The following is an 8,358-nucleotide window of genomic DNA, read 5'->3' on the forward strand; positions in this document are numbered from 1 at the left end:
AAAGGTGTCATTCAGATCTTTAATGTCGGTGCCGAACGTATGCTGGGTTACATCGCTGAGGGGGTCGAAACACAAGAGCGGTATGCATTTCTTCTGGCTGAGCATTGCGACGAAGGACAAGGGTATTATTTCGGTTTTCCATTGGAGCCACAGGTTCTGGCCGCGTTACATAAAACGGGTGGCTCACTGATCCCAGCGTCCAGTAAAAGCTAATTCGAGGGGATATCGCCGTCGCTTGCCATAGTTCATAAACAACTCAAGTTTACGTGACATTGTGACTGGTTTTAGTGCTGTGCTTAGCTAGGAATGTCCATAGATTCAATGCTGTTCTTCACGTTTTTTGATGAACACTCAACACAAGCTATTTCGTCAAGCTTATCAAGCTTCTCTAGCTTAATATCTACAAGACCTTTATATTCAATAATTACGGAAGGATTATGGCTATAAAGGGGGTTAGATGTCTCGAAATAATGTGTTGTATGCCCTGTTATGCCTGATGCAGCTTGTTTCATCAACTCATGCCTCTGAACCCTCATTGATCATTGTACCTGATCATTTTGAAGACTCACCGCATCGATTATTATTAGAATATGCCTTGCGCGTCACCGCTGAAAAATATGGTCATGTTGAAATTTCTTATAGTTACGAAATGGTCCAAGGGCGATCACATCAGCAATTAATTGACGGTACTTCCCTTCATTTAGCGGCGTTCGCGCCATCTCCAGAACGAGAGCGTGAGCTTATCCCAATTTATTTTCCATTAACTCAAGGTTTATTGGGTTTTCGTGTGTGCTTAATTGCTAAAAACCAAAAACATAAGTTTGACGATGTCCGGACACTTGATGACTGGCGACAAGCAAAACTGGTTATAGGGCAGGGTGCACATTGGCCAGATGTTGAGATTCTTCGAAGTAATGGTCTCCAAGTTGAGACCAACCCAATTTATTCATTGTTATTTGATATGACGCGACAATTGCGATTTGATTGTTTTCTGCGCAGCATTAGTGAAGTGCAGTCAGACTTAGCGAGCCCACATGCCGACGATCTTGAGATGGAACCGCATTTACTCTTGTATTATCCACAACCGTCATTGTTTTTTGTGTCTCGTCGTTACCCTATATTGGCGGAGCGCATCCAAAAGGGAATGGAAATGGGCTGGCAATCAGGCTTTTTGCAACAACATTTTCAACAGCATTATGGTCAAATAGTCCAACAAATTCGTTGTCAGCAACGTCGGTTAATTAAATTAGATAATCCATTATTAAGCCAAGCTTCCTTCGAAGCATTAAAGCGTTATGCTTATACTCCTGAGCAGCTATTTACTGATAGCAAGGATCATTGTGTCTCACCCTGAGAATCGCTAAGCGCAAGGGTATGTGTCTAAAGTATGAATGTGCCTATTTTTAACGGATTTATCGGTGACGGTCTCAAATATTCTCAAGATGCCTATCCAGTACCAACATTATCAATCGAAAACGTAACACCGCCTTGCTTAGTGCTCGCATCTTAGCTTTTACCTCTGGTATGTTCTTAGAAGGCAGTGTTTCTGTTATTTTAACCTATGTATTTGAAGATGAATGCCCGCACTGTCAGGTGCATTACGTAAGCTCAGAATAAGGTTTTAAATCATGTCGCGCATGACGTTTTCTCAGAAATTGAAAGGCTAATAATGGATTTTAATGACAAGCCCGATCGTTCCAGGTCGAAGGCCTATAAATGGGAACGCTATAAAGGCACCGAGATCTTACCGATGTGGATCGCCGATACCGAGTTTCGCTGTGCCGAGCCCATTTTAGCGGCATTACATCAGCGAATTGATGACGGTCTATTCGGTTATACGCATCCTGATCACGATGTTGAGGCCATAGCGGCCGTGGTTGCCTGGTGTCATCGGCGGTATGGTTGGCAGATCGATCCCAGTTGGCTGGTGTGGACACCCGGTATCGTGCCGGCATTTAATGTTATGATCAACGCCGTGTGCCAAGCGGGCGATAAAATTATTGTGCAAACGCCAAATTACCCGCCTATTTTAGCGGCACCGTCGATCAATAAACTTGAACGGCTTTGTATTGGCTCGGTTTTAGAGCAGGGGCGATGGACGCTTGATTTTGATGCATTAGAAAAGGCCGCGGAGGATCCGAAAGCACGCTTGTTTATTATGTGTAATCCGATGAACCCGATGGGCTCAGTGTTAAAGCAAGATGAGCTGGATAGAATTGCGGATATCTGCCGCAAACATGATGTGCTGCTGTGCTCTGATGAAATACACGCTGATTTAATCTTAGATGATGTGCCACATTTGCCCGCCAGCGCCCATCCAAAATTGGCGGATCATTCAGTAACCTTAATGGCGGCCAGTAAAACCTTCAATATTGCCGGCCTAGGCGCCGCCTTTGCCATTATTCCCAACCCCACATTAAGAGCGGCGTTTAATCTTGCTGCTCGGGGTATTTTACCCTGGGTAAATGTAGCGGGTTTAACGGCTACCCATGCAGCCTTTAAACATTGTGATGCTTGGTATCAGCAGCAATTAGCCTATTTAAAAGACAATCGTGACTTTTTAGTGCGTGAGATCAACAAGATTGACGGCTTAAAGGTGATATCGCCGGCGGCAACTTTTTTATTATGGGTAGATGCAAGCGAATTAGCGGTTGCTGATACGCAAGCTTGGTGCGAGGCGAGAGGCATTGGCCCGTCGGCAGGCAGAGATTTTGGTGATAAACATTTTTTTCGTCTGAATTTTGGTTGTGCCCGAGCGTATTTAGTGGACGCAGTGAACAGATTGCAAGGCAATAAAGCCAGCCTAACGGGGCATAACAGCGTCGACTTGGCAGAAAAAGAGTAATTTAAGCTAAAAGTTGGCCTTTTTTGCCGTGTTTTAACGTACAACGGCACAGTGAACTATTAAGGATTGTGTTTGACGATGACATTACCTACCCAAAACGCTGAAGCGATGACTTCCCCCGCCGTGACTTCTACTGATGTAATGACATTAAACAGAACACCACAACTGACCAGCGGTAACGTGGCGGAGAAGCGCGCAGAGATAGCGCGTTATTTTACCAATACCTTCGATACCTATACGCGGCTGTTTGATTGTATAGCTGACGAAACAGGCTTTTATGAAAAAGCGATACCGCTACGTCATCCACTCATTTTTTATTTTGGACATACCGCCACCTTTTTTATTAATAAGCTGTTATTGGCAAAACGGCTATCGGCGCGGATTAACCCTCAGATGGAATCTATATTTGCAGTAGGTGTGGATGAAATGAGCTGGGATGATCTGTCTGAAGCTCATTACGATTGGCCCAGTGTTGCCGCCGTTCGCGAGTACCGAGCAAAAGTACGGGCTACAGTACTGCAGGTTATTCAGACGCAAGAGCTGGTGTTACCTATTAATTGGGAGAATAGCTGGTGGCCCATCATCATGGGTATTGAACATGAACGCATTCACCTTGAAACCTCGACGGTGCTGATCCGACAGCATGCCTTAGCCAAAGTGAAGCCTTTGCCTGAATGGCCAATCTGTAAAGAGGCAGGGCAAGCACCCAAGAATAAACTGTTGAGCGTGAGCGCTGGCAGCGTCACTATTGGTAAAGCGTTTGACAGTGATACTTATGGCTGGGATAACGAATATGGACAGCATCAGGCAGAGGTTGCTGAGTTTAAAGCCAGCCAGTATTTAGTCAGTAATCAAGAGTTCTTGGAATTTGTCGAAGACGGTGGTTATACGCAAGATCAGCTCTGGAGCGATGAAGGCCTGCAATGGCGACAGTACACTGAGGCAAAACATCCGACCTTCTGGCGTTGGCAAAATGGCTGGTGCTTACGTTTGATGACCGAGGAAATTGAGATGCCTTGGGACTGGCCCGTTGAAGTAAATTACCATGAGGCGAAAGCGTTTTGTGAATGGAAGTCAGTCGAATCTGGGTTGGACATTCGGATGCCCACAGAAGATGAATGGTACCGGTTATCGGCAGAAGCCGGTGTGACCGAGCTAGGCGCGGGTATTGCCAATGCCAATTTACATCTTGACCATTATGCTTCTGCTTGCCCGATTACGCGTCATCAACATGGCCGCTGGTTTGATGTCGTAGGGAATGTCTGGCAATGGACGGAGACGGCGATTTATCCTTTTGATCACTTTAAAGTGCACCCGCTTTATGACGATTTCACCACCCCGACTTTTGATGGTAAACACAATCTGATAAAAGGCGGTTCTTGGATCTCAAGCGGTAATGAAACACGACTGAGTGCGCGTTATGCGTTTCGGCGCCACTTTTTTCAACATGCTGGGTTCCGTTATATTGCCGCGTCCACTGCCGCTTCGTCTCCAACCGCCTATTACGAAAGTGACAAGCTGCTATCAGAGTATGCGGAGTTTCACTTTGGTGATAAGTGGCACGGCGTAGACAATTTTTCAAAAGTACTCGCAGATATTGCTCTGAAAGCCATGCAAGGCAAAGTGACAGCAAAAGCCTTAGATTTAGGTTGCGCCTGTGGACGAGCCAGTTTTGAACTGGCGCGACAATTTGATAACGTAGACGGCATTGATTTTTCGGCTAATTTTACCGGCCTTGCGGCAAAAATGGCTCAGTATGGCGAAGTGCGATATGCCCGGGTCGAGGAAGGCGATTTAGTTAGTTATCATACCCGTACGCTAGAAGAATTAGGGCTAAAGGCTTGTGCAAATCGGGTTGCCTTTCATCAAGGCGATGCCTGTAACCTTAAGCCTCAATTTACCGGTTATGATTTAGTGCTGGCGGCGAATTTAATTGATCGCCTTTACCACCCCAGCCGTTTCTTGGCTGATATTGCGCATCGTATCAATGCTGGCGGCTTGCTGATTATCGCTTCACCTTATACATGGTTAGAAGAGCATACGCCGAAACATGAATGGATCGGCGGCTTTAAGAAAGACGGTGAAAACTACACGACACTGGATGGCTTAAAAGCGCTGCTTTCAAGCCACTTTAAATTGGTGGCTGAGCCGCAAAAAGTGCCCTTTGTGATCCGGGAAACGCAGCATAAATTTCAGCATACGTTATCCGAGCTCACGATTTGGGAGCGCTTGCCACATTAATTAGCGCTGTAATTTCCTGAGCAAGCGATCTGTGGTCGACCAGTTGTTCAAACCAACTGGTCGCCACAGCGTCGCTTTGCAAGCCGAGTAGCGTGCCCAAGATGATGCCGCGATGAACATTGTCGCCGCCTAAATTGGTGTTGACGAGCAAAGCCTGCCAAGGGTCGTGTTGATATTTGCAGGCTAAATACAGCACGATGGGCCAAGAGTCTGAGATATAACAAGCGCGAGAGAAAATCTGGCCAATGACTTGGCTATCTGGCAGGTTGCGCTTGAGCAAGCTGCGCAAATCTACGCGAGAGACGTTTTTACTGGCTGCAATTAAACTGTCTTGAACATCCTGTTCAGCCAGCCCATGCATCAATTGACACAACAGTGTTACGTAGCGATCAGATACCCGCATTAATGATTCATCAGGGTGCGTTAAAGCCAAATGCACTCGACAGGTGTTTTGTATCTCGGCTTCAGTTGCGCCTCTGAGGCTTTCAGCAAAAACTAACGGACCTATCGTCACCAAGGCACCAATTGACGCAGTATCGTGGGTCTGCATACCACATTTATCAGCTTGGCGGCCTTTCGCCCAGTTGGCAAAAAAAGCTCTATGGTAAGACTCGGCATAGGTGTCGGGGTGCGCTGGCGGGCTCATCGTCATAAAGTTAATGTAGGCATGAATAAACGTCAGTGGATCATAGGGCGAGTTTGAGCTTGCCAAGGTGCGGATAAGTACCCGGGCACAATGAGCATTGAGTGTGTTTTCGCCTGCTTGCATGCCTTGATGATAATGCACATTCGGTTTGTCCCAAAACTGCGCTTTATCTTTTAAGATCACGTTACCAATGATTTGGGTTGGTGCAGGGGTGGCTGCATGGCCTTTAGTAGCTGTCGCCACAGACTGCCTGCCGCCGGTGTTTTTCGAGTGCAAAGACATAATAGAGGAAGGGTGAAACGCCGGTGCTGCTTCAAAGCGTTGGATGCCACCGGCAAAGGCGTTAGCTATTTCCAGCGGTTGATAAAACCAATGTACCGGCATCGCCAACGCATCAGCAATAAAACTTGTTTTAAGTGCCGCTGCAATACGAGTGTGTTGCGCCGTGGTACGCTGCATGATCAATCCTCAGTCACCGAGATAAACACCGTGTTCATCTGCAGAAAAAGACGGCAATCACTTCTGAGCCAAGTAGTAAAGGCTCGTTCAGTACTTTGCATGCCGTGCCAGTTAATTGATACACCGATAAGCCCTAACTGGACGTTTATTTTAAGACTTTATCTAACGAGCTAAGGTGCTAGCATACACAAGGCGTTGCACGGGCTTTTTCCAACGAGCTAAAGTGCTAGCATGAACAAGACGATGTAAGGCCTTTTTCTTTCGAGCGAACGTTAGCAAGGCATTTTATGAGGGGTTCTGACGTATAAATTGTATGCAGCGTTATCTGTTCTGCTGATATACTCAGCCATACTGTTATTTTTACTCTTGGTGCAACCTTGTCTTTAACTTCGCCGAAATCACCCCGTAGTCCCGGTTTTTTGCAGTCGATGATCTGTTTTGGCGTGATTGTACTCACGATTGCGGGCGGGTTGTTTGGCCTTGGGATCAGTTTGCATGCGCTGATGTTTTTGTGTTTGTTATGGGTGGGGCTGAATGCGTTTAGCCTGGGGTATCGTTATGTGCAGATCCGAGAATTAATGACCCATGCGCTAAGCAGAGCCATGCCCGCCATCTATATTTTTATCTTAATTGGCATGGTCATTGCCAGCTTTATGCACAGCGGCACTATTGCCACATTAATTTATTACGGTCTGAGTTGGCTTAGCCCAAGCCTATTTTTGGCGGTAGGGTTACTGCTCTGTGCCTTGATGTCCGTGGCAACCGGCACATCCTGGGGCACCGTTGGCACCTTGGGTGTGGTGTTTATGGGTATTGGCGCGGCCATGAATATTCCTTTACCCCTGGTAGCTGGGATGGTTGTCTGTGGCGCAACCTTTGGTGATAAAATGTCGCCTATCTCTGATACAACAAACCTTGCGGCCATGAGTGCAGGTACGGATCTTTATCGGCATATCTACGCCATGTTGTTTACCACCCTGCCCACATTCGCGCTGACTTTTTTGATATTTCTGGTGATAGGCTTTAATTACGGCGAGCAGGCGCTTAACTTGGCCGATATCACTGCTATGCAAGTGGCACTAGCCAGCCAATACAGTTTAGCCCCCTTGATCACCTTATTACCCTTGATTGTACTGGCTGTGATGAGTATTAAACGCGTGCCGGCCGAAGTCACCATGTCTTGCAGTATTATTCTGGCGGTGATCATCGCCATTGTTTATCAAGGATCAAACCCGATCATGGTGCTCAATGCCTTGTGGGAAAATAGCCCCCAGACCACGGGTATTGCGAACTTGGATGCGTTACTCGGTCGCGGTGGCATCAGTAGCATGAGCTGGACGTTATTATTAGCGTTAATGGCAATCGCGTTAGGCGGGGTATTGCATGGTGCCGGATTCTTGGATGCATTGTTAGCGGGCATTATAAAAAGAGTGCAACGAACGGCAACGCTAATAGGCACAACCATAGTGTCGGGTTTTTTAAGCAATATCGCCATGGGCGAGGCCTATATTTCGATCATTCTTAATTGCCAATTGTTTAAACCAAAGTATCAGCAGCACAATATTGAACCTGCCGTATTATCGCGCACAGTGGAAGAGGGGGCGACGATGACCACCGGCCTGATCCCATGGACCACGGCTGGCGCTTTTTATACAGCAACCCTTGGCGTAGACGTCTTAGACTTTGCCCCATATGCGTTTTTTAATTATTTAAATGCGCTGATTGCGGTGGCAATGGCAATCTTTGGCATCGGCCTACTTAAACCAAAGCAGCATACCGTTTCTTAGGGCGAGTTGATGCGTAGTGGATATGTTGACATCTAGACGGCCGTTAGGCTGGCTCTGGAGCCAAGTTAGGTTTTGACTGGCGAGACAACCCGGCGCGGTAGCTGTAGCGCTGGGTAGTTTAGCTAACAAGCTATCTTAAGCGTATGGCCAACCACACATTTCTATCCTAGCTGATCAACCTTACTCTGCCTGCCATTGTGAATTATCAGGTTAAAGATCATGAAGCGTACTAAAGAACAATGGCTGATCTTATTTGCTGAACAAGCCAAAAGTGGCTTCACTTAAACGGCATTGGCTAAACGAAAAGAGATCATTCTAACTTACCTCAATCTGCGTAAATGACACTGAGATAATACCGGGATTTGCTTGTGGTATGAACG

Annotated in this window: 6 protein-coding genes; 5 read left to right on the forward strand and 1 reads right to left on the reverse strand. The window is 46.7% G+C overall.

Features of this window, described 5'->3' with window-relative positions; translation table 11 throughout:
- The 4 genes from NWQ57_RS18165 to ovoA form a co-directional block, all read left to right on the forward strand.
- Positions 1 to 213, forward strand: a 213-nt coding sequence (locus NWQ57_RS18165; RefSeq protein WP_306023589.1) for a hypothetical protein, incomplete at its 5' end; no start/stop codon positions are given.
- A 244-nt stretch (positions 214 to 457) separates the two neighbouring features.
- Complete coding sequence (locus tag NWQ57_RS18170) at positions 458 to 1,354, forward strand: hypothetical protein (RefSeq protein WP_306023590.1); 897 nt, start codon at positions 458 to 460, stop codon at positions 1,352 to 1,354.
- 315 nt (positions 1,355 to 1,669) lie between these two features.
- On the forward strand, positions 1,670 to 2,845 hold the full coding sequence (locus NWQ57_RS18175; RefSeq protein WP_306023591.1) for a MalY/PatB family protein: 1,176 nt from the start codon (positions 1,670 to 1,672) through the stop codon (positions 2,843 to 2,845).
- A 78-nt stretch (positions 2,846 to 2,923) separates the two neighbouring features.
- Positions 2,924 to 5,086 (forward strand): 5-histidylcysteine sulfoxide synthase, encoded by a 2,163-nt coding sequence (gene ovoA, locus NWQ57_RS18180; protein ID WP_306023592.1) that lies wholly within the window; start codon positions 2,924 to 2,926, stop codon positions 5,084 to 5,086.
- On the opposite strand, the gene NWQ57_RS18185 is transcribed toward ovoA, so the two are convergent.
- Entirely contained in the window at positions 5,058 to 6,191 is a 1,134-nt protein-coding gene (locus NWQ57_RS18185) for an ADP-ribosylglycohydrolase family protein (RefSeq protein WP_306023593.1), read from the reverse strand. The genes ovoA and NWQ57_RS18185 overlap by 29 nt on opposite strands.
- 377 nt (positions 6,192 to 6,568) lie before the next feature.
- On the opposite strand from NWQ57_RS18185, the gene nhaC reads away from it, so the two are divergent.
- Positions 6,569 to 7,978 carry a Na+/H+ antiporter NhaC gene (nhaC, locus tag NWQ57_RS18190; protein ID WP_306023594.1) on the forward strand — a complete coding sequence of 470 codons (1,410 nt, stop codon included), beginning with the start codon at positions 6,569 to 6,571 and terminating at the stop codon, positions 7,976 to 7,978.
- Positions 7,979 to 8,358 lie beyond the last annotated feature (380 nt).

Source organism: Paraglaciecola sp., assembly GCF_030730205.1.
Classification (GTDB): Bacteria; Pseudomonadota; Gammaproteobacteria; order Enterobacterales; family Alteromonadaceae; genus Paraglaciecola.